Raw genomic sequence first — 26395 nt, 5'->3', positions numbered from 1 at the left:
CCTGGGGTCATCCCCCGTCTGCGCGTAGACTTCCGGACACCTTGTCCGAGCCCCGACATACCCTCCTGTTGGTCGACGACGAGCCCGACGTCATCGACCTCCTGATGCGCATGTTCCAGAAGCGCTACCAAGTGCTCTCGGCCAACTCCGGGCCCGAGGCACTGGGGCTGCTGCGCCAGCACCGCGTGGACGTGCTCATCACCGACCAGCGCATGCCGGAGATGACGGGCATCGAGCTGGTGGCCGCCGCGCGCTCCGAGGGCATCGACGTCACCGCGATCCTCCTCACCGGCTACACGGATCCCGAGGACATCATCGCGGCCATCAACCGGGGGCAGGTGTACCGCTACATCACCAAGCCCTGGGACCTGAACGATCTCGTCATCACCGTGAAGAACGCGGTGGAGTACACCCAGCTTCGGAGGGACAAGGAGCGGCTGTTGCGCCAGCTCCACCAGCGGGTGGAGGCGCTCGGCGTGCTCTACGAGGTGAGCCGGGCCAGCGCGGGCGAGCCGCTCGGCTACGACGCCATCATCGACCGCGTCCTCACCGCGGTGTCGCGCGTGCTGCCCTATGACTGTGGCGCGGCCCTCATCGCGCTGGGCTGGGATCGCACCGCCACCCTGCGCCTGCGCTGTCAGGGCGTCGTCGTCGGGGAGCAGTCGCTGCTGGGCGTGAAGGAGTCCATGCTGGCCGCCTGGGGCCAGCGCTCGGGGCTGGTATTGCCCGAGGACCGCGTCATCACCCATGTCGCTGGCACCACTTCGCAGGACGCCGTCGCGCCGGCCTCCTGGGCCAGTCAGCTCACCGTCGCCCTCACCGCCGGGGGCCGCCCCGTGGGCCTGCTGTCACTGTTCTCCCAGCGCCCCCACGTCTACTCCGAGGAGGATGGCGCGCTGCTCGACACGCTCGCCAACCAGACGGCGGACGCCATTCAGTCCCTGCGTGCCTCCGAGGAAGCCTCGCGCCAGCGCATTGACCGCATGGTTGAGTCCATGGCCGATGGGGTCGTCCTCACCGACGAGAACAATGAGATCGCGGTGCTCAATCCCGCGGCGCGCCGCCTGCTCATGCTGGGGGAGGGGCCCACGGGCCCGGATGCCAGCAAGCGGCTGCGCGAGAAGCTCGGGTTCGATCCCTTCGAGCTGGTGCGCGGCTGGGAGTACGGTGGTGCCCAGGTGCTGCGCGAGGAGCTGAAGCTCGACGAGCGCACCATTCACACCACCGTCACCCCGGTGAACGACTCGCGCGGAGTGCTGCGCGGCGTGTGCGTGGTGCTGCGAGACGTCACCGAGCAGAAGCAGCTCGAGGAGCGCAAGGACGAGTTCGTCCACATGGTGAGCCACGAGCTGCGCACGCCGCTCACCTCCATCTCCGGCTCGTTGGACCTGGTGCTCAACTTCCTGTCCAGCGACATGAACGAGAAGCAGCGCCGCTACCTGATGCTGGCGCGCGACTCGACGGAGAAGCTCAACGCCATCGTGGATGATCTGCTGGACCTGGCCAAGTTCGCCAAGGGCCGGCTGCGGATGAACTTCGAGTGGGCCTACGTGGACGAGCAGGTGCGCCGCGCGGTGGAGAAGTACGGCCCCGCCTTCATGGAGCGGCGCATCAAGGTGTCTGCCGGTCTGCCCCAGCACGGCCTGCGGGCGCTGGCGGATCCCAACCGGCTCACCCAGGTGCTCAACAACCTGCTCACCAACGCCGCCAAGTTCACCCCCGAGGGCGGTGAGGTGCGGCTGGAGCTCAAGGCCACCTCGGCGGTGCCTGGCTACCTGGCGCTCACGTGCTGGAACAGCGGCGAGTCTATCTCCGAGGAGAACCTGGAGCGCATCTTCGACCGCTTCGAGCAGGCGCGCACCCAGGCCAACCGCACCGTGCGAGGCACCGGGCTGGGTCTGGCCATCTGCCGCAACATCGTGGAGGCCCACGCCGGCCATATCTGGTGCGAGCCCTGCAACGACGGTGTGCGCTTCGTGGTGGTGCTGCCCGTGGAGCCTCCCGTCGAGTACCTGCGGCCAGACGGCCTGGACTTCACCCAGAAGCACAACCCCGAGCGGCGGGGCAGCCTGGTGCTCGTCGAGGCCGAGCCGGACATCGGCTACATCACCAAGGCGCTGCTGCGTGCACGCGGCTATGAGGTGCGACTGGCCCCCAGCGCCGAGGAGGGTCTCACCCAGGCGCGTGCGTGGCACCCGGACGCCCTGCTGGTGGATGCCCGACTGCCCGTCATCGACGGCCTGCGGCTGGCGGAGATCCTCCGGCATGATCCGGAGACGCGCCATGCGCCGCTGTTGCTCTTCTCCGCCTTCGACGAGCGTCAGCGTGCGTTCCGCGCAGGGGCGGACGCCTTCCTGTCCATGCCGTTGCAGTCTGATCGGCTGCTGGCCACCGTGGACTCGCTGGTGCGCGGCAGCGCCGGCCAGCACCACGGACGCGTGCTGGTGGTGGACGACGACGAGAAGGTGTGCGCCATCTGCCGCGAGGTGCTGGTGAGCTTTGGCTACGAGGTGCAGGTGGCCTCCACCCTGGAGGAGGCGCACCGCTCCCTGCGCGAGCGCCGCCCGGACGTGCTGCTGCTGGACGTGCAACTGCCCGACGGCGACGGTTACCACTTCCTCGAGGAGCTCAAGGCCGAGCGCGCCAGCGGCTACATCTCCGTCATCTTCATCTCCGCCCATTCCGAGACGAGCGCCAAGGTGCGCGCCCTCAAGCTCGGCGCGGACGACTACCTCACCAAGCCCTTTGACGCGCTGGAGATGGGCGCCCGGGTGGAGATGGTGCTGCGCCGCAAGGAGCAGGAGCTGGGCTCCTCTCCCACCACGCAGCTTCCCGGCTCGGGCGCCATCGAGCGCGAGGTGCAGCGTCGGCTCGCCGAGCGCCGGCCCTTCGCCTTCTGCTACCTCGATCTGGACAACCTCAAGGCCTACAACGACTACTACGGCTTCGCGAAGGCCGACGGTGTCATCCGCCAGACGGGAGATCTGCTGCGGGAGGTGTTCGGTCAGGACGGCCTGCCCGGTGACTTCCTCGGCCACGTGGCGGGTGACGACTTCGTCTTCGTCACCTCCCCGGAGAGCGTGGATCGCCTCTGCCAGCGCTCCATCGAGGCCTTTGATCGCATCATCCCGCTCTATTACGACAAGCAGGACCGGGAGCGCGGCTACATCGAGACGGATGACCGCTACGGGGACAAGCGCAAGTTCCCCACCATGAGCGTGTCCGTGGTGGCGGTGCTGAGCGACGGCGTGTCCAGTGATCATGCCGAGCTGGCGCGGCAGGCAGCGGACATGAAGAAGCGCGCCAAGGCCATCCAGGGCTCCGTCTACCTGCGCAGTGACCGGGAGCTGGCGGTCATCCGGACGGCCACTGGATGAGGCTCTACCAGCAGTTGATTCTCTTCATGCTCGCCGCCACCGTGTTGCCCCTGGCGGTGGTGGGCTTCCTGCTGCTGTCGCGCGCGGAGGCGGAGCTGACCGGGCGGATTGTCTCCGAGCAGCACGTCATCGCGGAGACCACCGCCGAGAGCGCCTCCGCGGAGCTGATGAAGACGGTGGATGCGCTGGCCCGCTCGGCGGAGCTCTTCAACTGGGAGAGCATCACCCCCGAGGAGTTTCAGGGAGGCCTGCAGCTTCTCTACGGGCAGTCTCCTGCCGTCAGCGCGGTGATGCACCTGGATGCGCTGGGCAACCCGCGCGGTTCGCCCGTGTTCCAGGCCGCCGGCGACAGCGAGCACCCGGGATTCGAGCCCTCTGCGCTCCTGGACCTCGCCCGGTCTGTGCCGGTGCAGACGCTGCGTCGTGGCAACAAGGGCCAGGCTGCCCTGGGCCGCGTCTACGCGCACGCTCCCAGCGGACGGGCGGCAGTGGCGGTGGCGGTGAAGCTGGGAGATGGGGAGGATGCTCCCTTCGCGCTCGCCGAGGTTGTCTTCTCCGACCTGGAGGACTTGCTGGCACGGCGTGCGGCAGGCAGCCCGGGATACATCGACCTGGTGGACACCACGGCCCGACGCGTCCTGGCCAGCTCTCTATCGGAGCGCCGCCTGCGCCCGTTGGAGCCCGTGCTGGCCACCTGGCTTGTCTCAGACGACGCGCAGGTGCGCGGCTTCCGGTTGGACACTCCCGCCATGCGGGTGAGTGCTGCGCGGGTCCCCAAGGTGCCCGGCTTCGAGGTGGTGGTGGCCGTGGACGAGGCCGTTGCCCTGGCTCCGGTGCGCGCCATGCGCCGCACGGTGCTGCTGTCCATTGGAGCTGCCTTCGCGGTGCTGCTCGGCCTGGGTGCGCTCTTCACCCGCCGGCTCAACCTCCGCCTGTCCAGGGTGGTGGCGGGTGCCGAGGCCTTCGGTCGCGGCGAGCTGGAGCGGCGTGTCACGGTGGAGGGAGATGACGAGCTCAGCGAGCTGGCCTCTTCCTTCAACAGCATGGGCTCCGAGCTGGAGTCCGCCCGTGCCCGGATGTTGCGCTGGAATGACGATCTCAAGTCCCGAGTGGAAGAGGCCACCGCCGAGCTGAAGGCCGCTCAGGCCCAGTTGCTCGAGGCCCAGAAGCTCGCGGCCGTGGGCCAGCTGGGTGCTGGCGTGGCCCATGAGATCAACAACCCCCTGGCCGGCATCCTGGGCAACACCCAGCTGCTGATGCTCGAGCGCGACGAGAAGGATCCCGACTTCGACACCCTGCGGAAGATCGAGCTGAGCGCCAAGCGCTGCAAGGAGATCACCCAGAATCTGCTGCGCTTCTCCCAGCAGCGCGCTCGGCCCGAGCTGCGCGCGGTGGACCTGAACGCTGTCCTTCGTGACGCGCTCTCGCTCACGGAGAATCAGATCAAGGGGGAGGGGATTGCCCTCGTCAGTGAGTGGGCCTCGCCGCCCACGCGTGCGAAGGCGGACCCAGGGCATCTGTCTCAGGTGGTGCTGGCCCTGGTGTCCAACGCGCGCACCGCGATGATGAAGACGGAGGCGAAGCGGCTCTCCCTGCGCACCGGCGAGCGGGACGGGCGTTGTTTCTTCGAGGTGGAGGACACCGGCAAGGGCATTGCCCCCGAGCACCGCTCGCGCATCTTCGAGCCCTTCTTCACCACCAAGGACGTCTGGTCCAACGTGGGCCTGGGCCTGTCGGTGGCCTGGCGGGTGGTCAGCGAGGCGGGCGGCACCATCGAGGTGCGCACGGAGGTGGGGCAGGGCACCTGCTTCACCGTGTGGTTGCCAAAGGCGTGAGGCCCAGGGCCCGGCTGAGGTAGCTTGGGGGCCCGTATGGACGCCCCCCGCTCCCCCCGGCGCAGCGCGCCCTTCCTCATTGGGCTCATCGTCATCCTGGCGGCACTGCCGTTGGGCTACTTCTTCTTCCTCCATCAGCCTCCAGCCCCTCCTCCTCCGACTCCCGCACCTCCGACCGGGCCGGAGGCTCCGCTTCCCCAGGCCGCGCCGGAGAAGCTTCCCATGGCGCTGAAGCTGGAGGAGGTCCGCGGCACGGTGGAGGTTCGCCGGGGCGGCGGGCAGTGGCGCACCGCCAGCGTCGGTGAGGCCCTCCACCCCTCGGACGCGGTGCGCACCCGGGAAGGCTCCTACGCCGTCATCATCGGCGGCGAGGCCGTGGAGGTCCGCATGGAGGCTGGTGCCGAGATCTCCGTGGAGGAGCTGACCGACTCCTTCCGCTTCCTGCTCGGCAACGGTATGACCACGGCCCGCCTCAAGCTCGGCGCTGGCCAGACGCTCGAGATGAAGGCCGCCGGCAGCGACGCCGTGGCCCGCACCGAGGGCGGTACCTTCACCATGAGCAACAACGGCGCGGGCACCGTCGCCCTGGCTACCCTCGTCGGTGAGGTGGCCTTCAGCGGTCAGCGCAAGGTCGTCATCGTCCGCGCCGGTCAGCAGTCCATCATCCGTCCCGGCCGCGGTCCCACGGAGCCCACCCCCATCCCCTCCAGCCTCCTGCTCAAGGTGAACTGGCCCGCTCACCCGCAGCGCAAGGTTCGCGTCTCCGGACAGACGGACCCTGGCAACCAGGTGGCCATGGGGGGTCGGATCATCCCCACTGACGAGGAAGGTCGCTTCTCTCAGGTCCTGCCACTCCGGGAAGGTCCGAATTCCGTCCAGGTACAGGCCCTCTCCGTTGGTGGCCTGCGACAAGAGGAAAAGCGGGACCTCACCCTGGACACCACTCCCCCCTCGGTCAAAGTGGACCCAGGGATATGGGATGACCCACCGTCGAAGGGGCAGTGATAGCAGGCTGACAGACGAGCGGCGTGCTGCTCGTCCACCCGGCCTCAGGTTTGCATAATCTCAAAGGCCGAGAGTCGTCCCTGAACAAGGGCAATCCCGGGTGAAAGCCTGGGTGCGCAAAGCCGTGGGGCCTGAAGTACGGCCGGCCGTGGTTGCCGTGGGAACTGGCGCGAATCGTGGCGCTTGGGGGGCTGAGCCTAGGGATCGCCCTTCGTCGCAGAGGGATGGGTCTATCTCCCGATGTGCAACCGAGGTCCGCCACGATGCTGCGAACGATCACCACCTTCGTGTGTCTGCTCCCCGCCTTGGCGCTGGGCCAGAGCACAGCACCGCTGACAGGCAGGTCGCAGGTGGTCAACGACGGGCCAGGAGACCAGACGGATCCCCATGTGAGCGGACCGCTGGTGGCCTACACACACCAGAGCAGCATCAGCAGCAGTGAGATTCGCTACCACGATCTGCTCACGGGCGTGGATTTGTCCATCCCCAGCGAGGGGGGCTACGACGCCCTGGCCGACGTCAGTGACGGCAGGGTGGTGTTCACCCGCACCACCGACGTCAGCCGCGTCTTCCGCTTCGACGTGGGCACGAGCGGCACTGCACAGGAGCTCGCCCCGCGTACCGGCGCGGACCGGCGCACGGCCACCCTCGGCGGTCAGACGGTGGCCTGGCAGGAGCTGGGCTACACCGCCGAGTCTCTTCCTCCGGAGATCTTCGCGTACCGCTTGGACTCGCTTGCGCTCACCCGCCTGTCCGAGGACACGCTCATGGATCGCACGCCCGCCGTCAGCGCGGATGGCAAGTCGGTGGTGTGGGCCAAGTGCGCCACCAACATTGATGGGTGCGACATCTGGGCGGCCCGTGAGGTCGAGGGGGGCTATGAGGTCTCCCAGCTCACCGGGCCAGAGGGCGAGGAGTCCCTGCCTGACACCAACGGCCAGGTGGTGGTGTACGTGACCCGCTCCGTCGTGAACGGCGTGGCGGAGTCGGACATCGCCTGGCAGGCGGTGGGCGGGGGCGAGGTGCACCGACTGGCGCTCCCGGGCATGGACACCAACCCCAACGTGAGCGGCCCCCTCATCGCCTTCGAGCGGCGGGAGGCGTCCAGCGCGCCCAATTTCGACGTCGTGCTGTACGACCTGCGCACGCAGACGTACTACCGCCTCACGGAGACGCTGGAGAGCGAGTCGCTCAGCGACATCAGCATGGATGCGGAGGGGCTGGTACGGGTGGTGTGGTCCGTGCGGCAGAACGGCAATCTCAACATCTACGCCTACGTGTTCCGCCTGCCCAGCGAGTGCAAGCCGACCCCCATCAAGGATGCGGCCGCCGTGTGCGCCTCGCCCGGCGCGCGGACGCTGCTGGGCACGTTGGTGGCGAAACGTTCCACGGGGGAGCCGGAGATCGTCTCCACCGAGGTGGAGGGCCGTGGCACTGGCGCGCTGTGCGTGGACAACGGCTTCGAGGCGGCGCCCGCCACCGCGGGTTGGGTGTGGCTGGGCGCGGGCCTGCAGGTGGGGCCTGATGAGCTCCAGCAGGACGCCAGGAGTCTGGCCCGGAAGGTGCCGCTCCAGGGTCGGCGTGCGCTGTCCGCCGAGGTGGAGGGAGCGCCTGGCAGCGCGTTCCGGGTGCGCCTCTACGGGGAGCTGACGTGTGACATCGGGCAGCAGGGGTTGGCCGAGGACGCGGAGACTCGCCACGGCCAGTTCGTGCCCGCCGGTCAGGACTCCGCGCTCGGGAAGGTGGCCTTCACGCGCTACTTCGTGCCGGGCGGGTATGAGGGAAAACGCGTCCAGGAGCCCGGCTCGGAGGACTCCGGTGAGGGGAAGGACGGTGGGCCCAAGGCGGTGCCTGATGAGCTCTCGCCGCACGGCGGTTGCAGCGCGGCGGGCGGCCCGGTGGCCCTCCTGGGGGTGTGGATGCTCGCCTCGTTGCTGCTCCGTGGCGCTGCTTCCCGGGCGCGCAGTGCTGCGTCGCGGCGATAGAATTTCGGGCACGGCAAGGACGCTGATAAATTACCAACACTCTGAACTGTCTCCTTCCAGTGCTGCTGCTCGTCGCTTCGGCGGCTACGGCGGACACGCTCGACATCTTGGGTCCGTCTGCGCCCGTACCTCCGGATGGGTTTCCCATCGCGCTGGTGCGGAGGGACGGCACGGGTGCGCCCGTGCCGGCCGAAGGGCTCCACGTGTTGGCGAGTGGGGCCCGGCTGCTGCCCGGGTCCGAGCAACCGCCCCTGCGGACGTGGCTCGTCGTCCCGGAGCCGGGAGCGCGGGAAGTACGGGTGACGGCCGAGGGCGCGGGACTGAGGGCCGAAGCCCGGTACGTGCTGGGTCCGCCGGCCACCCAGGTGTTGCTCTCGGTGGAGCCGCGCGCGCCCGTGAAGGGGCGGGACAAGGAGGCTCGGCTCACGGTGCGGATGCTTCAGCCGGACGGCACGCCGGATGACACCGGGGCTCCGCCCGTGTTGCGGGCCAACGTGGGCCGCGTGGAGGAGCTCGCTCGCACCGGGCCCGGTACCTGGGAGGCTCGCTATGTGCTGCCGGACACGCGCTACCCGGAGGTGGCCATCCTGGTGGCCCTCTCGGCGTGGCCCCACCCCGAGTCCATCTACGGCGCCTATGGGAAGGTGCTGGTGCCACTCGCCGCCTCGGTGGAGCTGCCGGGCCGCACCGAGCCCAATGCGGATCTCTCCGCCACCATCGCCGGGACGACCTTCGGGCCGGTGAAGGCCGCACCGGACGGGCGCTTCCGGCTGCCGGTCGTTGTCCCGCCTGGACACAGCGCCGCGCAGATTCGTGCGGTGGACGCGGCGGGCAACGTGCGGCGCTCGCGGATGGACCTGGCGCTGCCTCCCACGGATGGGTTGGCGTGTGTCCTCAACCCCCAGCGGCTCCCGGCGGATGGGGTCTCCCGGGCGCGCATGTTGTGCGCCACCAGCGATGCCTATGGCCGGCCGGTGCAGGACGCGCGGGTGACGGCCTCCGTTCGTGGCGGCACCCTGCGCGGGCCAACGCGCGCCGAGGGCGGCCTGCTCGAGTGGATCTACACCGCCCCCCGCACCGCGCCCGCGGAGCCGGAGCGGCTGGTGGCCACCTGGCCGGAGCGTGGCACCAGCTCGCGAGAGGAGCTGCCGCTGCGGCTCGTTCAGGGGCCGGTGACGAGCGCCGTCCTGTCACTGGCCGAGCCGGTGGTGCACCTCGGCTCGACGGTGGCCGTCACCATCACCACGCGGGATGTCTCCGGCCAGCCGAGGCCCGGAGCTGTGGTGGTGCCCCAAGCGCCGGTGGGCACGTTCAGTCCGCCTCGCGAGGAGTCCCCGGGCGTGTCCCGCAGTGCCTGGACGCTGCCGCCGACGGGCACCCTGGGTAAGACGGTGGTGAAGGTGCTTGCGTATGGCCCGATGGGCACGGAGCCGGCGCGCCTGCGCGTCTGGGCGGAGGGCGGCGTGCTGTTCGCGGAGGTGACGGACCTGGCCGGCCTGCCGGTGCCGCGGCAGCCGCTGCGCGTCGGCGGCGAGGAGCGGATGACGGGTGAGGACGGCACGGGGGTGCTCGGCCCCGTGCGTCCGGGCCGGGTAGAGGTGGTGCACGGCCTGTGGCCCGGTCTCCGGCAGACGGTGCACGTGGTGGCTGAGGGCGGGCCGGTGTTTCCCCTGGAGCGGCCCCTTGTCTCCGCCACGGCGGAGCAGTCGGTGGAGCTGGCACCTCCCGTGCCGGTGAATGTGCGGCTGAAGGTGGAGGGGGCGCGTGTCACGTTCTGGATGGAGGACGCGTCGGGCCGGGTGCTGGAAGGCCGCGAGGCCCACGTGTGGCTGTCGGCCGGTCAGCGGAGTGCCGTGGAGGTGAAGGAGGGGCGTGGCAGCTTCCGGGTGATGCATGATGGACCGGTGAGCGTGTCCGTGGCGGATGTCGCCACGGGCGTCACCGCGCTCACGGAGGTGCGGCCTTGAGGCGGGCCGCATGGGCACTGTGCTTGTCCCTGTTGCCGGGCGCCGCGCGGGCGCAGCTGGCGAGGGCGGAGTCGCCGGAGTTGGCAGCGGCCATCAGCGGGCGCGTATGCCATGACCTGGATGGGGACGGCCGGTGTGCTCCCGAGGAGCCGGGCCTGGCCGGAGTCCGGTTGGTGCTGGCCACCGGCCGTGAGGTGCGCACGGACGCGCAGGGTCGCTACCACTTCGCCGAGGTGGACGCGCGGAGCCCTGATGTGACGGGCGGTGTGCACCTGCGGCCCGGCCGGCAGCGACTGAAGGTGGACGCTCGTTCGCTGCCGCCCGATAGCGTGGCCACCCCTGAGGCCGCCACGGTGGAGGTGCCGTGGGCCGCCGCGGTGCTCCAGGACTTCGCGGTGCGCACCCTGCCCGGATCCGCGTCCTCCCTGGTGCTCGCCTATGACAGAGCGCCGCCCGCGGCGGCGGTGATTCCCGGCGGAGTGGACTTCCTCGTGGCGGGGCATGCGTCTCCGGGAGACGAGGTGACGGTAGAGGGCTCCCCGGCGGAGGTGGACGAGCGTGGTGACTGGCGTGCACGCGTCCGGCTCGTGCCAGGGGAGAACGTGCTGTCCATCACCGCACTGGGGACGGAGGCGACCCTGCGCCTCTTCCGCCAGCGCATCGACGTGGTGTCGCGCGAGAGCGGCCTGCTCGTCATTCCCCGCGAGCCCGAGCCGGAGGGCTCGCTGCGGTTGCCGGGAAGCAAGGACGAGCCACCGGCGAGTGGTGCCTCCTCGTTGCTGGCTGAGTTCCCCGCGGGCACGCGCTTGCGCTCGCCGCGAGGCGAGGTGACGGTGGGGCCGGAGGGGGTCGCGCTGGTGCCGCTGGTGCTCGTTCCAGGCCGCAACCTGGTGGCGCTGGAGGTGCAGCGGCCCGGCGAGCCAGCCCGGACGGTGACGATTCAGCTGGAGGCGGTGTCCCGGCCCTTCGCGGTGGGGTTGCTGGACGTGGAGGCCACGCTCTCGCCCTCCACGGGGGACTTCCGGCTGCGAGGACGAGGCGCGGCCCATGGTGAGGTCCGCCTGGGGTCCTTCTCGTTGGTGGGTGAGTTGGATCTGCGGGACACCGACGTGGACAGCCTGCGCGAGCGGCCGGCGGCGGACTGGCTGCGCCCGCGCATCCCGCGGTTGGCGCGAGCGCCGGATCCGGACCTGGCCATCTCCGAGTGGGGAGACGAGTCCGTGGGCCTCACGCCCAACCCCTCGGAGAGCCGGTTGCGGCTGGAGGTGCGCCATGAGCGGTTCGGCTGGGTAGGCCTGGGGACGTACCGGGCCTGGCAGTCGGAGGGGGAGGTGGGCCGCTACCACCGGCCGCTGTTCGGCCCCTTCGCGGAGCTGGCGGCGGAGCTGGGGCGGCTGCGCGCGGGCGTGAACGCCTTCGCCGGAGGGCTGGCGGATCCGACGCGCTCGCTCTCCGCCTTGCCCGCGTACGAGGAGCTGCACAGCACCGGCGGCAGTCTCTACTACCTGGGTTCGGGGTCGGTGGTGGAGGGCTCGGAGCTGCTGCGCCTGGAGCTGCGGGATGGCATCACCGGGCTGCCGCTCGCCGAGCGCCATCTCATCCGGGGCAAGGACTACGACATCGACTACGCGGCGGGTCGCGTCCTGCTCGCGCGCCCGCTGTCCTTCATCGCCGGAGAGCCGTTGCTGCGCGCGGAGCCACTTACGGCGGCGCCGGAGCCCGTGCTCACCGTGCAGTACGCCGCGCTGCGGTTCGACTCCCCGGCGGACTCGGCGGGAGGCGAGGCGTGGGCCGAGTGGCAGGGCGGGCGAGTGTCCTTGTTCGCCGTGCGCGAGCAGCGCGGGGGAGCTCCCTTCCAGCTCCTCTCCGGGCACGCGAGCCAGACGCTGGGTGGCTACACGCTCATGGCCGAGGTGGCCCGGAGCCAGGGCTCGGCGGTGATGACGGAGCTGTTCGGCGTCTCGGACGATGGGGGCCTCTCCTTCCTGCGGCCGGACGAGGCGTGGGTCGCCAGTGGAGGAGACGCTCTGGGGCTGCGCCTGCGCGGACCGGGCCTCTTCGGCACGGGCTCCGTGGATGCGGCCTTCCGTCGGCGCACCTCGGGCTTCTCCGATGGGACGCACGCGGACACCCAGTCCTTCCGCCAGCTCTCCCTGCGCGCCGTGCAGCCGCTGGGGCCCTGGCGCCTCACGTTGCTTGGAGATGAGCGGCTCTCGGCGGATCCGCGGCGGCCCTTCGCCGAGGGCCAGTTGGGGGCACGGACGTTGGGCGTGGGGATTGGCTACGCCCAGGAGCACTGGGGCGTGGAGCTGAGTTTCCGGGATGCGCTCCTGCGCGCCAGCGACGTGCCCGGCGAGGGGCCTCTGCTCGAGGGAGGACGCACGTCCGCCGGCCTGCAAGGCCACTACGTCGTGAACGACTGGCTGCGCGTATCGGCCGGCCACCGGCAGATGCTCCACATGCGCGGCGTGGGCCCGGGCAGCGTGGACGACAGCTTCTCGTCCGCGGGCGTGGACGTGAAGGTGGGCGACGAGGCCATGGTAGGCGTCCGGGGCGGTTGGGGCCCCCAGCTGGGGCCGCTGGCGTGGGTGCAGGGCTCGTGGCGCCGGGGCCAGGACGTCTACTACGGCAGCCACTCGGTGGACGTGGACGGGCCGGACTTTGGCGCCAGCCGCGCGGTGAGCGGAGCGAGCACGGAGCTGGGGGATGGCACACGCCTCTTCGTGGAGGACGTGGCCTCGCACGATGCCAACGCCGTGCGCCTGGCGCGGGCGGTGGGTTTCCAGCAGACCGTCTTCGGCGCGGTGAACGTAGGTGCTCGTTACGAGCGAGGTCTCCGCAGTCCCTTGGACTTGCCGAGCACCCTGCGGCGCGATGTGGCGAGCGTCTCCGGTCAGCTCCTGTTGGAGCGCCTCCGGGCCGATGGGCGCCTGGAGATGCGTTTCGAGAGCGGTACACCCCTCCGCGGCTCGACGGAGCCGGTGGATCGCGTCCAGGCGGTCATGGCCCTCGGCGCGGAGGCGGTGCTGCGCGAGGACCTGTCGATCTCCGGGCGGATGAACTACGGCCGCACCTACCAGCGAGAGAGCAGGGAGGTCGAGGCTCGGCTGCTCGAGGGCTACGCGGCGCTCGCCTGGCGGCCTGGTCCCTTCCTGATGGTGGCGCGTTACAGCATCACCCAGGAGCTGCTACCCGGCGAGCGCTCCGTCTTCGGAGAACGGACTCAGCAGATAATTTCATTGTTGCCGGCGGTGCGGTTGGGGGACCGCTTTGCGCTCGCGGCGGGGTTGCACGCGAGCCTCAGCACCCGCGACGATGTCGCGATATGGGTTCTCACCGGCTCGTTGCGCCCGTCGGTCCGGGTGGTGGGTGGACTGGAAGTCGCTATGGAGATAGCGGGGCGGTCGGTGGCGTCCGACAAGGAATCGTTGGGTTCACTACGGGGCGAGGTGGCCTATCGGGTGGACGAACGGCTGCGCGTGGCCGCGGGCTATACGCTGCTGGGATTCACCGGGACTGGCTTGCCGGAGGAGGCACATGATGGATCCGACAGGCTCTATCTTCGGGCGGAGCTGGCGTACTAGCTGGGGCGTGCGCGTGCGGCTCCTGTCGCTGGGCGTGGTGGCGGGGCTGGTGATGCTGGCCGCCGCCGGAGCGCATGCGGACTGGCGCACGGACGTATCCATTCCAGAGCGTCCCAACGATGTCCTCGAGGTCTGGGGGGAGAATCGCTTCGCGGTGGGGTTCCCGGAAGGGGCGTACATGTTCGTGGATGGGGGCGTCCCGCGGGATATCCCCCCCAGGAGCCCGACCTTCGAATCAGCCGGCACCTACTACCAGCCGGCGCAGGACTGCTTTGTCTCGGTCGACAAGGCACAGGGGGTGCCCAGGGGTGTGCGGGTTTCGGATGGGAGCTCCTGCGGAAGCTTCAACGCGGGTGGTGACCCCATCATCCCTGAGGGAACTCTCCTGCGGGTGAAGCACGCGGCCAATGGCGGAGCCGCCGCGGTGACGACGAATGGGGTCGAATACGTCTTCTACATGTCGGGGACCAACATCTACGACAACCTCCTCGCCTTCAGGCGGGTGACTGCCAGCATGTCGAACGTCCACAGCCCGATCGGCCTGGTGCGGGTGGCGGGCACGGACTATCTGCTCATCGGCACCACGGCGAACACCTCCACCGTCTATTGGGTCGAGGGTGACAACCTTGGCAGTGCGGTTTCCTGGCGCCAGAGCACCTCGGACATGGGGATCGTGTCGGCCATCGACATGTTCTCTGCTGGAAACCCGGCGAAGCCCTATGCCGTGGTGGGCACGCAGTTCGGTTTGCTGCAGGGGTCGACTTCGGCGTCCATGGATCCGATCAAGCCGGTCCAGATGTTGGGCGGGAGCGTGAGCAGCGTGTCCATGAACGTGGGCTTTGGGGGAGACGCCGGGCAGGGGTTCGGCATGGCTGTCGTGCAGCGGCCGGATGGCAGCCGCCAGGTGGTGAGCCCAGTCCCCATGCTCTCGGACACGAAGGCGGGGACCGTCTGGCAGTACCGGAGTCTCCCGCCGAGCGTCGCATCCGCGCCCCTGGAGGAGGTGGCCTGCACGGGCGCGAGCTACTGCGTCCTCACCGCCGACAGGGTCGGTGGGGGCAACATCTTCATTTACACCAACGATGCGGGTCCGGAGCTCTCCGTGACGGCCCCGGGCGCGACGGTGGTGGGAGGTGGCGGGACGGATATCTCGGTGACGCTCGACGAGGGGCAGACTTATCGGCTCACCTTCGCGGCGCAGGATCCGGACGGAGATCCCGTGCTGGTGACGGACCGCCCTCCGAGCGCGCCCAGCGGGGTGTGGACATGGGTTCCGGTCGCTGGGTATGGGCCGGGAGACCCTGTCGTCTGGGACGTCACCACCTCCACCGTCTGCAAAACCAAGGATGGCGACCCCTTCCAGGTGTTGGCCTCGGACGGTCTGGCTCAGCATCAGACGTACAAGAGCGTCCAACTCAATGTGAAGCACACGCGGGCTCCGGAGCCACCCGCGGTGGTGCTCTCTGATGGCGGGGTTTCGGGCAGCGGGGCCGTGGGTGAGCTGGTTCCGGGTGGCGAGCCCTTGACGCTGCGGCTGGCCGGCAATGGCACGACGGCCGCGGGCTGCAGGCTGCAGCCGCAGTGGGAGCCTCTGTTCTCGGGCTCGGGTGTTCCATCGCTGCAGCAGGTTGGAGGCACCGCCGTCATCACGCCTCCGGACAGGTTCTGCTCTCCGACGGCTGGGAACTTCGGTTTCCGCCTCCATGTGACGGATGAAGGGGGCCTCTCCAACACCAGTGACTTCAACGTGCAGGTGGCTCCCTGGGGCAGGCCGAACGCGGTCTTCAACCCGGACGCGGGGGTGGAGTTCATCGCGGGCCGGCCCAATGAGCTCGTGCCCGATGGTCCTGTCCACGTCTGCAAGGACTCGAGCGCCTCCTTCCCCGGGGTGGACACCGAGTGGAGCGTGACGCTGCCCGATGGAGGCGTGCCCGGTAACGGCTTCATTTTCCGGAAGCCGGGCGGCGAGCTGGTCCAGGCGTTTCCGGTACGAGCGGAGAAGCTCGTGGTGGAGGCGGCGGAGACGCTGGACTGCGCAGCCACGGAACTGCTGGCTTCCGCCAAGCACATCCTGAGGCCCGATACGGGCATCTCCGGCCCGGAGTCGAAACAGCACGTGCGGTTCCGTACCCTGTTGGAGCCCACCGCCGATGGAGCGCCCCAGTTCAGTCTGGTCGGGGGTGCGCAGCCCTCGGACGTGTGGGTGGACTCGACCCTCAACTGCCCTGATGATCGCCTCGGCAAGCTGCGCGCCGACGTCTGGCTCGAGCCTCTGGAGGGGGGCAAGCGCCTCTATTCAGGGACGGTGTCCGTTCCCGGCCCGTGGAAGGATGTTCCCCTGGCCACGATGGGGTGCGGCCGGCCCCTGCTGGTGAAGGGAGTGCTGGAGGACGACACGGGCCAGCGCTCCCAGGAGTCCGAACTGCAGGTCCCGACGCCCCCATCGGACGCGGGGCTGGAGACGCTGCCAGAGGCGTCGGCCCTGGTTGCCCGGTGCGGAGAGCCGGCCCGTGTCACGCTGACCCAGACCTTCCCGTCGTGGGCCTGCCAGACGCCGGACGTCACCTGGACCCAGGTGAGCGGTCCCCCGCTCGAACAGACCTCGCTGTCGGGGCAGACCGTGTCGCTCGTCACCCGGGACACCGGGCTGGATGCTCTGGTGGGCGAGTCATTGGAAATGGATGTGACAGCGAGCGTGGGCCCGGGCAACGAGGTCTCTCAGCGCATCATCCTGCCCATCACCGTGGAGCCCTTCGTGAAGGTGCGCCGTCGCACCGAGGTGCCCGCCGCCTCGGAGACGGGGCTCGTCGGTGTGTCCGTGGACCTGCTCAACACCACTGCGTGCGAGGTGCGGGGCGTGAGCTACGTGGAGCGCCTGCAGGGCCTGACGTACGTGGAGGGCAGCGCGAAGTTCGACGGCCAGCCCGTGGAGGCCACCTGGGTGGAGGGGGCGCTCACCGTGACGGGACTGACGCTGGCGGGCGAGGGCTCCGGGAGGCTCACCTACGTGGCGCGTCCTCACCTGGTGGGCGAGCGCCGCATGGAGGGCGAGGCCCGGTTGCGCAACGCGGTCATCTCGCTGAGCGACAAGCCGGGGCCCCAGGTGCCGGACTCCGGCTGCGGCTGCTCCGGCTCGGGTCCGGGCCCGATGCTGTTCGCGCTCGGGGCACTGGTGGCGGCGGTGCGTCGTCGCCGCCGGTGAGGCCACCGCGCTCTACAGGCCGAAGCTGATGCGGCTGCGAGGGGTGCTGCCTGGCTCGTCGCGCCGCTCCTCCAGCACGCCGATCAGCTCCAGGCCCCGCAGCGTGGCCAGCACGCCGCGCTCGGGCAGCTCCGTGATGGTGAGCAGATCCTCCACCGTCTTGCTTCCGTCCGTGTAGGCCAGCAGCAGGGCCTGCGGCCCCTTCAGCTTCAGCTCGTGCAGCCCGTAGGGCGGGGCCGCGGAGGGGAAGAGTCGGCGCGAGCGAGGCATGTGCTTGCGCAGTGTCTCCAGCGGCTCGGAGCGCAGCACGCCCTCGAGGATGAGATCTCCAGGGAACACCGACAGCTTCACCAGGCCCGCCTGGGGGGGCCGCATGGGGCTGAAGCCGTAGGCGCCCTCGGTCCACGAGAAGGTGGACCAGAGGATCTCCTTCACCTGCTCCTCGATGAGTTGCGGGTGCTTGCGCGCGTCCAGCAGGCTCAGGCGGCTCATCGCCTCGCTGGAGCGGAGATTCTGCTCGCGGGCGAGCGTGGCCACCTCCTGCAGCTTTGCCTCGGGCAGCACGCCGCGGCGCACGCAGAAGCGGGCAAAGCGCTCATGGGCGAGGTTGGAGGCCGCGTACACGGGGCGGCCGGCCTCGAAGTAGACGACCTTCAGGACGGAGCCCTGCTTGAGCTTGAGCTCGCCGCTGTGGCGCGCCTCGTAGTAGGCGTTGAGCAGTCGGGGGACGCTGGTGTCCTTCAGGTCTCCGGACAGCGACCACTCGGGTGGGGGACGGCGGCCGGTGCCGGAGGAGGCCGGCTTGTTCCACACCTTCTCGCGCTCGCCGAAGGGCAGGGCCAGTCCGGGCTCGGGCTCCGAGTCCGTTTCCGGGGCTGCGGCCGGTGCGGGGGCCTCCTCGACAACGGGCTCGAGCGCCTCCTGCCCCTGGAACTCTCCAGTGGGAGGAAGCAGCGCAGGGGCAACCGGTGCGGGAGGCTCCTCGGCAACGGGCTCGAGCGCCTGCAGGGCCTGGAGCTCCTCGGCGGAGGGGGGCGGGGCCGGCGCCTCCTCAATCTGCTGCGCGAGCGCCTCCAGCGCCTGGAGCTCCTCGGCGGAGATCGCCATGGTGGGCGTCTTGTCGTCCGACGCGAGCTCCTCCAGAGCCTCGAGCTCCTCCAGGTCTTCCGTCTTGAGGGTGACGGGTTTCACCGGGTCCGGCTCGGGCGGGACGCTGGCCTGCTGTTCGGGCGCTTCCGGCTCGGGCTCGGGCTCGGGCTCGGGCTCGAGCTCGGCCGGCGCTGGAGCCTCATCCCCCATGGGATCCTGAACCTCCTCGACGAGCGCGAGCCCCTCGATAACGGGGGTGGGCTCCTCTGGAGGAGGGCTGAAGATGGGCTCGTCCTCGGGGGAGGCGAAGACGGGCTCATCGTCCATGTCCAGGAGCGCGGCGTCCTCGAAGACCACCACCTCCTCGGAGTCGTCAGAGAAGATTGGAGTCAGCGGGCGGGTGAGGCCGCACAGCTGCTCGACGGACTCCAGCAGTTGCAGCAGCTCGAAGGGCTTCTCGAAGAAGGCGCGCGCGCCGTGGACCTCGGTGGCCTCGCGGGCGAAGCGGTCTCCCTTGAAGACGCCGCTGACGGCGACAGCGGGGATGGCGTGGTCCCGGAGCGCGGAGAGCACGGCGCTGCCCCTCATGTCGGGCAGCAGCAGGTCCACCACCGCGGCGTGGAAGGCCGCCGGGCGCAAGAGGGCGAGCGCGGCCTCGCCGGTATGGACGGCCGTAGCCTCATGACCGCGGCTTTCGGCCGCAGCGACCATGAGGGAGGCGAGTTCGGGGTGATCCTCGACGATCAGCAGTCGCGCCATGGGGGGCGGGCACCATACCATTCGCGCCATGGACGTTCATGGCTTCCACCATCTGGCCATCCAGGTTCGGGACGTAGAGAAGGTCACGGCTTTCTACCGGGATGTGCTGGGCTTCTCTGAGCTCAAAAGGCACCACCGGCCGGACGGCTCGCTCCGCAGCATCTGGGTAGAGGTGCCAGGCGGGGGCTTCCTGGCTCTGGAGGAGGTGGCGGGGGAGCCCGAGCCTGGCCCCTTCCGGAACGAGCGGCCAGGCCTCTTCCTGCTGGCCTTCCGTATCCCCAAGGCCGGGCGGGCCGGGGTGGTGGAGGCCTTTGCCCGGGCGGGGGTCCCCCTGGAGCATGAGACGCGCTGGACGGTGTACGTCCGGGACCCAGAGGGCAACCGGGTAGCGCTCAGCCACCACCCGGAGGACTGAGGGCGCAGGCACGCCTTGCGAAAGGCGGCGGGGGGCGGCTACAAGCCGTGACCTCATGCGCCTGGGCGAACTGCTCCTTCAGGAAAACCTCATCACCCCCGAGGCGTTGGAGGATGCGCTCGAATCCCAGGTCGTCCATGGCGGGCGGCTGGGGACGAACCTCGTCGAGCTGGGGCTGCTGTCGGAGCAGGAGCTCGCCCGAGTGCTCGGCAAGCAGCACAACGTGGCGTCCGCCTCGGGCGAGATGGTTCCGGATCCGCGTGCGCTGGAGCTGGTGGACATCAACGATGCGGACGAGAAGGACTTCCTGCCGATGCGGATGGACGCCACGCGGATGAGCGTGGCGGTCATCAACCCCGAGGACATCGCGACGCTGGATGCGCTGGCCTTCAAGACGGGCAAGCGGGTGGTGCCGGTGGTCATCCCCGAGTTCCGGATGAACCAGCTGCAGCGGCGCTACTGCAAGGCGTTCCGGGCGATGCGGGCCATCGACATGAACGCCGTGCGGCCCTCGCGCGCGCAGCAGGAGGCGGAGAAGGCGGCCGCGGCGGAGAAGTCCGAGGATCTGATCAGCGAGGAGGAGTTCCAGTCCCTCTACGCTCAGGCGCTCACGGGCGGAGGCGCCCCCGTGGGCGCGGAGCCGGTGTTGGACCTGGTGGAGATGGTGGAGGAGGAGGCGCCGGCCCCCATTGTCGAGGGGTACGTGCCCGAGGCGCCGGTGGCTCCGGTGGAGCTGCCTCCCCTGGAGCTGCCGGATCTGATCGTCCCGGAGGGGCTGGTGCTGGAAGATGCGCCGCCGCCCGTGCTGCCCCAGGTGCCCGCTGTGCCGCCGGTGGCGCCGCCGAGGCCGCCGCCCCCTGTCGCGCCGCCGCACCCGGTGGCATCCGTGCGGACCCGTCCGCAGGGGCCGGCCGCCCCGGTGGCACCGGAGCCGCCGCCTACGCCGCTCACCTTCGCCGAGGCGCAGGCGGAGCTGTCGCGCAGCTCGGACCGCGAGCAGGTGGCCACCACGGTGCTGCGTTTCGCGCTGGGCAAGTGGAAGCGCAGCCTGCTGTTGAGCGTGCAGGGCAGCTTCGTGACGGGTTGGCGAGGAATGGGGAAGGGCGTGCGCGAGGCCGCGGTGAAGCGGATTGGTATCAGCCTGCAGGGGCCGAGCACCTTCCGGCTGGTGCGGGACACGCGCTCGCACTACGTGGGCCCGGTGCGCCGGGACGCGGCCTCTGGCCTCTTCTACAAGCTGCTGAGCGGGGACTACCCGACGACGGCCGTCATCCTGCCGCTGCTGGTGCGCGGCAAGCTGGTGCACATGCTGTACGTGGACAACGGGCCCGGCCAGCTCACCCCGCCCGACGTGGGCGAGTTGCTCATCCTCTCGCAGGGCGTGGGCCGCTCGTACGAGGCGATGATCAAGCGCCGCAAGAGCGCGTGAGGACGCCCGGGCGCGTCAGGGCTGACCCTGGCGGCTGCGCAGCGCGCGTGCGATGGCGTCGAAGGACTCGGCCCCGACGGAGTCCTCCGGGCGGTGGGCTTCGATGATCGCCGCATCCTCGGGTTGTCCGACGAATTCGAGCAGGGCTGCGGCGCCGAAAGAGCAGTTGGGCGAGACCGCGGGCACGAGGCTTCGGGCAAGGGTGCGCAGCTCGGCGCGAGTATCGTCCGGGATCGAAGGGAGAACCCGCTCCTTGTACAGGAGCAGCAGGGTGAACAGGCGATCGCAGTAGTATGCGGCCTCTCCGTCCTGACTCGCGGCCTCCTCGAGCAGAGCGGATGCCACGGAGATGAACGAGGGCAACGTGGAGGCCAGGTCCGCGGGTAGATCCGCGTCGAGCACCGTGACGACACGTGTCTTGTCCTTCACGGAAACCAGTGGAGAGCTCACCCACGCACGGATCTCATCTGGCGTTTTCTCCAGAAGCACGAGCAGGCCCGGTAGGGAACCCTGCGCCTTCGGGTTGATATGGGCCAGGCTTGTCCGGACGGTGGGCAGCAGAGCCGGGTGGCGTCTCCTCCACAGGGCTTGTGTCACCACGTTCACGTCGCTGACCTCCGGCTCGGTTGCGGAAAGTCGCTCCAGCTATCGTGCGAGCACGGCCCGTGCCTCCGTATCCTCCATCCGCCCCAGGACTCTGACGATTTCCTCGACAACTGATTCCCCGTCGTAGTCCCCGCGTGCCTCTTCGAGAGCGAGTTGCAGTTCCAGCCGCTTGACACTTACTGCTCCGCTAAGCTCACCCAGACCGAAGACTGCGGCTTGTCTTGCTTGCGCATCATCCTCCTGCAACATCTCCTCAAGCAGGGTTCTTGCCCTCGGCTCCGTGCCGAACCTTGAAATCAACTCACGCGCTCGGTCTAGCTCTCCCCATTTGCACGCATCGACCAGTTCGTCCTGTAGCTGCACTGTGTCCATCTTGTGACGCATCTCCTCCACACTCAGCTTCTCCATACCCGGTTGGGGCGGAGAGGCAGGGAAGGAGAGCCGCAGCCGTTCTCCAGGCAGCGAGCTGATGAGCACTGGAAGGGGCGCCCCATGCTGGAGGGCGGCGGAGCGCGCTTCTGCCCGCTGCAGGCTGCTCGTGGGAGGTCCCGAGCGCGTGTTAACGCCTGCTGGGGTCCGTGCTTGTTGCCGCTCCGAATCCGTCGGGAGCTGCGCTCGAGAAGTGGCGCACGCAACGGAAAAGACGAGGCCCGAGAGCAGGACCACGCGTAACAGGAACAGGGCGCTCCTCATGCGGGCCGGCTCATCGGGAGTGTCCACGAAACCAGGGCCGGCTCACCGCAAGAGCGCGTGAGCCGGCCGGAGTCCGGGGCTGCTCAGATACGCAGGCCGGCGAACAGCTGGATGTTGAAGCCGCTCAGGCTCCAGGAGGACTGGGAGTCGGAGATGCTCACGTTGCCGGCGCGGGCGGTGTACGTGTACTGGCCGGCCGAGTAGCGCAGGCGGCCCTCGGCGCCGAAGAAGAGGTTGTCGCTGAAGAAGTACTTGCCGCCGATGCCCAGGCCCACCGAGGGGCCCACGTCGTTGCCCACGACCTCGAAGTCGGTGCCCGACTCGGAGCCGGCCACGCGGGTGGTGGTGATGGTGGCGCCCACGAGCGCCAGCCCGTAGAGGTCCACCTTCTCCAGGCCGGGCGAGCTGCCCGGCAGCAGGTGGTAGGTGGCGCGGGCATGGGGCGAGTAGAACATGTGGCTCCAGCTCCACCCGGTGGTGGCGTTGAGCAGGAGGCAGACGGAGACGCAGGCACCGGCCTCGAACTCACCGCCGATGGCGAGCACGCCGGGGCCGAGCGGCAGCACGCCGACGTCGGCGGCCACGCCCAGGTTGACGAAGGCCAGCACGATGTCCGCGTTGAGCATCACGCGCGCGTCGATGTCACCCACGCCCTGCAAGCGGTTGAGCCGGGGGGCGGCGGGTGCCACCTCGGTCTCCGCCGCGGGCGTCTGGGCCTGAGCGGACGTCACCGTCAGCAGCGAGGCCAGGCACAGCATTGCGATTCTTCTCTGCATCGTCTCCCTCCAGAAAAGCCGCCGGGCGCGCAGGGCGCTCCGGGACGGCCGGGTTGTTTCACGTCACGGTTTCTCGTGGGCCACGTCGAAAGTCACGCGCTGGCGGGGCTCGAGCCGGAAGGACTTCTCCCAGCGGGCCTTTCCAGTGATGACGACGAGCTGGTGCTCGCCCTCATAGAGCGACAGCTTCGGACCGGCCTTGCGTCCATTGAGGTAGATGCGCGAGCCAGCCGGCGCGCGCACCTGCACGGTGCCCTTGCCCAGGAGGATGCGCTGTTTCGTCGTACCCTGGGGAAGGACGGTGATCGCGCGGGCGGTGCGCACACCCTTGGCCTTGTTGCTCAACTCCAGCGTGTACGGACCGGGCGCGAGTGGCACCGTCAGCGGCGTACGGCCGAGCCGCTTGCCGTCGAGCGACACCTCTACTGGCGGCATCACGAGGAGCTGGAGCCGGGTGGTCACCACGGGCGACTGGGCGGTGGGGGCCTCCGTGCTGCCAGAAGGTGGCGGAGTGGCGGGGAGCGTCCCCGAGGCGGGCACCACGGTGCCTCCTGGCTCGGCTGGAGCCGCTCCTCCCGCGACGGTCACGGCTGGAGCCGTGTTCGGGGTCGTACCAGCAATCGCAGGCGGCGCTGCGGCCACAGTCGTTCCGCCATCGGCGTCCACCGGGACGGCCGGGTCGGGCGCCGCGGCCTCCGCCGGAGCTGGCGCCGGGAGCGTAGCAGGGGGCGCCTTGGGGGCGGCCTGGGCGATGGGGGCCACCTGCGGGGCCGCGGGAATCTCCTGAGCCTTCTGGTGCTCGTTCCAGAAGAAGAAGCCACCGGCAGCGGCCGCGGTGGCCAGGACTCCGGCGAGCAGCGGCAGGCGTGAGCGCCGCTTCTTCCTGGGCGCGGGGGCGCCGTCCACCTCCTCGGCCTCGGCGGGCTTGTTCGGGGGCGCCTGGCGGGCAGCCGCCGGAGGTGGTGCCTCGAGCTCGTCCGGTGGAAGGGGGCGGGGCGGCTCGGCGAGGGGTGGGGTGCGGGGCTCCTCCGCGAGGGCTGGCGCGCGGGACTCCTCGCGGGGCGGAAGGGGGCGGGCCACGCCCGGGCGGGAGTGGCGGCCGGTGAGCTCCATCACCGAGTCCAAGGCGACCTCGTCATCCTCCTCGAAGGGGACGTCGTGGTACTCGACGTCGGCGTTCTGCGTCGCCTCGTCGAGATCGGCGAGGGGGATGGAGCCGGAGATGGGGCGCGAGGGGGCGACGACGGCCGTGTTGCCGGAGGGGCGCGTGGGGGCCACTGCTGGCATGCCCGGGCTCGAGGCGCGGCGGGCCATGTCCGCCAGGCCGATCTCCAGCATCTGCCGCCGGGTGGCGCGCGCGTCACGGTCGGGCGGGAAGAGCTGGGTGAGGAACTCGGAGAAGGTCTCCGCGGAGGGGAGCCCCTCGACGGCGGCCACCACGGCCTCGCGGAACTCGAGCGGGGTGGCGTAGCGATCATTGGCGCGCTTGGAGGTGGCGATGCGCACCACCTCGGCGAAGGGGCGCGGGACGTCGGAGGGAAGGGGCGGGAGCTGGCGGTTGATGACGGCCTGATCCGAGTCCTGCGCGTCCTGGAAGGGCATGCGCCCCGAGAGGCACTCGTGCAGCAGCAGGCCCAGGAGGAACACATCGGTGCGAGCGGTGACGGCCTCTCGGCCGCCCATGAGCTGCTCGGGGGCGCTGTAGTTGCGGCGGTTGCGGACGCGCCGGCCGTTGCGCTCGCGCGGGGCGACGTTGAGGGCCCCGTAGCCTGTCACCTTGCAGACACCGTTGAAGGAGACCATCACGGTCTCCGGGCGCAGATCTCCATGGACGAGCGGGGTGCCGTCATCGTTGCCGGCCAGGTGCGCGTAGTGCACGCCCGTGGCCACGTCCGAGACGATCAGCGCGGCGAAGGCGGGGGGGATGCGGGGGCGCACCTCCATGAGCCGGCGCAGCGACTCGCCGTCGGCGAACTCGGTGATGCGGGCCAGCCCCGCCTCCAGGGGCACCAGCCCGTGGACGCGGAGGATGTTGGGGTGCTCCAGGACGGCGGCGCGCTGCGTCTCGCGCTCCAGCTGGGAGCACAGCTCCTTGTCCCGGGTGATGTCGGGAGGCGCCCAGACGAGCACTACCGGACGGGGCGTGGCACCGTCCTCGAGCGCCAGCCCGAGGAAGGCACGAGAGCCCTCGCCGGACAGCAGGGGCCCGAGCGGGTGATAGCGAACCGGACTCATGTAGGCCCCTATGCTAGCAGGCCCTGGCCCGAGAACCGCTAGGGCCCCACCCTGGGGCCCCCCCTTTCCCTAGAAGGGAAGGGTGATGTTGTAGCCGTAGCGGCCGCGCCGCACGAGCAGCAGGACGCTCCGGGTGCCCCTGGCGGACAGGAGGGCCTCCTGGAAGGCGGCGGGCTCGGCCACCGGTTGGTTGTTGATGCGGAGGATGAAATCTCCCTGAGCCAGGCCGATCTCGGCCGCCGCCGAGCCAGAGCGCACATCCTGGATGACCATGGCGCCGCGCGAGGGCTTCACCCGAAGTCCCAGCCGGTTCCACATGAGGGCTTCCACGAGCTGGGGTGGGAACTCGACGGGCGTCACCTGCAGCGTGCGCTGGCCGCCGTCGCGGAAGAGGATGAGCGGGAAGGCGGCACGGGCGGGGTAGCCCCGGGCGCGGCTGATGTAGTCCTCGGCATCGGAGATGCGCGAGCCTCCCATCTCGGCGAGCACGTCACCGCGGCGCACGCCTGCCTGCTCGGCGGGGCTGCCCGGCTCCACGTCGCTGACGACGACACCATAGGTGCGGTCCCACCCGAGCTGCCGGGCGAGCCGGGGAGACAGCTGCTGGACCTCGAGGCCCACCCAGGCCGGGCGCACCTTTCCGAAGCGGGTGAGCTCGTCCACAATCCGGCGCACCTTGTCCGCGGGGATGGCGAAGCCGATGCCCTGGGCGCTGGCGATGATGGCGGTGTTGATGCCGATGACATCGCCGTCCACGTTGAGCAGCGGCCCACCCGAGTTACCCGGGTTGATGGCCGCATCCGTCTGGATGAAGTCGTTGTAGGTCTTCCCGTCCGTCTTGAGGGTGCGGCCGGTGGCGCTCACCACGCCCGATGTCACCGTCTTGCTCAGCCCCAGGGGGCTGCCGATGGCGATGACCGTCTCGCCGATCATCAGATCCGAGGTGGTGCCCAGCTTCGCCGCGGGCAGCGGCTGCTTGGCGCTCACCTTGAGCACGGCCAGGTCATTGGTGGCGTCGCTGCCGATGACCTCGGCCTCCAGCTCGCGCCCGTCGGCCAGCACCACGTGGATGGCGGAGGCGCCGCGGATGACATGATCGTTGGTGATGATGAGGCCGTTGGGGTCCACGATGACGCCGCTGCCCAGGCTCTGCTGGCGCTGCCGTTGATGGGGGCCGCCGAAGAACTCCTCCATCATCGAGCGGCGCCCGCGGAAGGGGGACTCCTCCTCGCTCTCGGTGCCGATGAAGACGACGGCGGGGGAGACCTTCTGGACCACCTCGACGATCTCATTGCGGCGCTTCGCCAGGTCGGCGCGGGCGCTGGTGGTGCTGGTGACAGCCAACAATACGGCGAGCAGCAGTCCCCACCGGCTCACTGGGTTCTTCACGTCAAGTCCTCCCTCTGCGGGCTTGCAATGTCGGGTGCGTGACGCCCTG

The 26395-nt window shown here is 69.9% G+C and carries 15 protein-coding genes and 1 riboswitch; of the genes, 9 read left to right on the top strand and 6 right to left on the bottom strand.

The window, feature by feature from the left end; genetic code table 11:
* Positions 1-41: 41 nt before the first annotated feature.
* The 7 genes from OV287_RS33530 to OV287_RS33500 all read left to right on the top strand — a co-directional run bounded on the left by OV287_RS33530 (position 42) and on the right by OV287_RS33500 (position 16955).
* Positions 42-3377: a response regulator gene (locus tag OV287_RS33530; protein ID WP_267538116.1), complete on the top strand. Its 3336-nt coding sequence runs from the start codon at positions 42-44 to the stop codon at positions 3375-3377.
* Positions 3374-5212 (top strand): sensor histidine kinase, encoded by a 1839-nt coding sequence (locus OV287_RS33525; protein ID WP_267538115.1) that lies wholly within the window; start codon positions 3374-3376, stop codon positions 5210-5212. The genes OV287_RS33530 and OV287_RS33525 overlap by 4 nt, the downstream gene beginning before the upstream one ends.
* A gap of 36 nt (positions 5213-5248) precedes the next feature.
* On the top strand, positions 5249-6217 hold the full coding sequence (locus tag OV287_RS33520) for a FecR family protein (protein ID WP_267538114.1): 969 nt from the start codon (positions 5249-5251) through the stop codon (positions 6215-6217).
* A gap of 79 nt (positions 6218-6296) precedes the next feature.
* A riboswitch (cyclic di-GMP riboswitch) is annotated at positions 6297-6377 on the top strand.
* 103 nt (positions 6378-6480) lie between these two features.
* On the top strand, positions 6481-8202 hold the full coding sequence (locus tag OV287_RS33515; RefSeq protein ID WP_267538113.1) for a TolB family protein: 1722 nt from the start codon (positions 6481-6483) through the stop codon (positions 8200-8202).
* Between the two features lie 62 nt (positions 8203-8264).
* The gene (locus tag OV287_RS33510; protein ID WP_267542456.1) at positions 8265-10169 is read left to right on the top strand and encodes a hypothetical protein; all 1905 of its coding nucleotides are present in this window, start codon (positions 8265-8267) and stop codon (positions 10167-10169) included.
* Positions 10170-10342: 173 nt separating this feature from the next.
* Positions 10343-13753: a flagellar motor protein gene (locus OV287_RS33505; protein ID WP_267542455.1), complete on the top strand. Its 3411-nt coding sequence runs from the start codon at positions 10343-10345 to the stop codon at positions 13751-13753.
* Positions 13707-16955, top strand: a complete 3249-nt coding sequence (locus OV287_RS33500; protein ID WP_267538112.1) for an MYXO-CTERM sorting domain-containing protein — start codon at positions 13707-13709, stop codon at positions 16953-16955. The genes OV287_RS33505 and OV287_RS33500 overlap by 47 nt, the downstream gene beginning before the upstream one ends.
* 12 nt (positions 16956-16967) lie before the next feature.
* Here OV287_RS33500 and OV287_RS33495 read toward each other — a convergent pair whose 3' ends face one another.
* Positions 16968-18803 (bottom strand): response regulator, encoded by a 1836-nt coding sequence (locus OV287_RS33495; protein WP_267538111.1) that lies wholly within the window; start codon positions 18801-18803, stop codon positions 16968-16970.
* 28 nt (positions 18804-18831) lie between these two features.
* Here OV287_RS33495 and OV287_RS33490 point away from each other — a divergent pair, with 28 nt between their 5' ends.
* Both OV287_RS33490 and OV287_RS33485 read left to right on the top strand, forming a co-directional pair.
* Complete coding sequence (locus tag OV287_RS33490; protein ID WP_267538110.1) at positions 18832-19218, top strand: VOC family protein; 387 nt, start codon at positions 18832-18834, stop codon at positions 19216-19218.
* A gap of 55 nt (positions 19219-19273) precedes the next feature.
* Complete coding sequence (locus OV287_RS33485) at positions 19274-20647, top strand: cyclic di-GMP-binding domain-containing protein, MshE-related (protein WP_267538109.1); 1374 nt, start codon at positions 19274-19276, stop codon at positions 20645-20647.
* Between the two features lie 15 nt (positions 20648-20662).
* Here the strand turns inward: OV287_RS33485 and OV287_RS33480 are convergent, their stop codons facing one another.
* The 5 genes from OV287_RS33480 to OV287_RS33460 form a co-directional block, all read right to left on the bottom strand.
* Entirely contained in the window at positions 20663-21097 is a 435-nt protein-coding gene (locus tag OV287_RS33480; protein ID WP_267538108.1) for a hypothetical protein, read from the bottom strand.
* 195 nt (positions 21098-21292) lie between these two features.
* On the bottom strand, positions 21293-21661 hold the full coding sequence (locus OV287_RS33475; RefSeq protein ID WP_267538107.1) for a HEAT repeat domain-containing protein: 369 nt from the start codon (positions 21659-21661) through the stop codon (positions 21293-21295).
* Between the two features lie 368 nt (positions 21662-22029).
* Positions 22030-22722, bottom strand: coding sequence for a hypothetical protein (locus OV287_RS33470; protein WP_267538106.1), 693 nt, complete (start codon positions 22720-22722; stop codon positions 22030-22032).
* A gap of 63 nt (positions 22723-22785) precedes the next feature.
* On the bottom strand, positions 22786-24957 hold the full coding sequence (locus tag OV287_RS33465) for a protein kinase domain-containing protein (RefSeq protein ID WP_267538105.1): 2172 nt from the start codon (positions 24955-24957) through the stop codon (positions 22786-22788).
* Between the two features lie 69 nt (positions 24958-25026).
* Complete coding sequence (locus OV287_RS33460) at positions 25027-26346, bottom strand: trypsin-like peptidase domain-containing protein (RefSeq protein WP_267538104.1); 1320 nt, start codon at positions 26344-26346, stop codon at positions 25027-25029.
* Between the last annotated feature and the right edge of the window lie 49 nt (positions 26347-26395).

It is taken from the genome of Archangium lansingense (assembly GCF_026626635.1).
GTDB classification, from domain to species: Bacteria; Myxococcota; Myxococcia; order Myxococcales; family Myxococcaceae; genus Archangium; species Archangium lansingense.
The sequence above is the reverse complement of the archived record's forward strand: the minus strand, read 5'-3'. Positions and strand labels throughout refer to the sequence as shown.

Bases quoted from the DNA above. Each gene is read 5' to 3' on its own strand.
- OV287_RS33470 (WP_267538106.1), bottom strand. From the start codon at position 22,722: ATGCAGAGAAGAATCGCAATGCTGTGCCTGGCCTCGCTGCTGACGGTG.
- OV287_RS33520 (WP_267538114.1), top strand. From the start codon at position 5,249: ATGGACGCCCCCCGCTCCCCCCGGCGCAGCGCGCCCTTCCTCATTGGG.
- OV287_RS33490 (WP_267538110.1), top strand. From the start codon at position 18,832: ATGGACGTTCATGGCTTCCACCATCTGGCCATCCAGGTTCGGGACGTA.
- OV287_RS33525 (WP_267538115.1), top strand. From the start codon at position 3,374: ATGAGGCTCTACCAGCAGTTGATTCTCTTCATGCTCGCCGCCACCGTG.
- OV287_RS33475 (WP_267538107.1), bottom strand. From the start codon at position 21,661: ATGGAGAAGCTGAGTGTGGAGGAGATGCGTCACAAGATGGACACAGTG.
- OV287_RS33515 (WP_267538113.1), top strand. From the start codon at position 6,481: ATGCTGCGAACGATCACCACCTTCGTGTGTCTGCTCCCCGCCTTGGCG.
- OV287_RS33465 (WP_267538105.1), bottom strand. From the start codon at position 24,957: ATGAGTCCGGTTCGCTATCACCCGCTCGGGCCCCTGCTGTCCGGCGAG.
- OV287_RS33500 (WP_267538112.1), top strand. From the start codon at position 13,707: ATGATGGATCCGACAGGCTCTATCTTCGGGCGGAGCTGGCGTACTAGC.
- OV287_RS33495 (WP_267538111.1), bottom strand. From the start codon at position 18,803: ATGGCGCGACTGCTGATCGTCGAGGATCACCCCGAACTCGCCTCCCTC.
- OV287_RS33485 (WP_267538109.1), top strand. From the start codon at position 19,274: ATGCGCCTGGGCGAACTGCTCCTTCAGGAAAACCTCATCACCCCCGAG.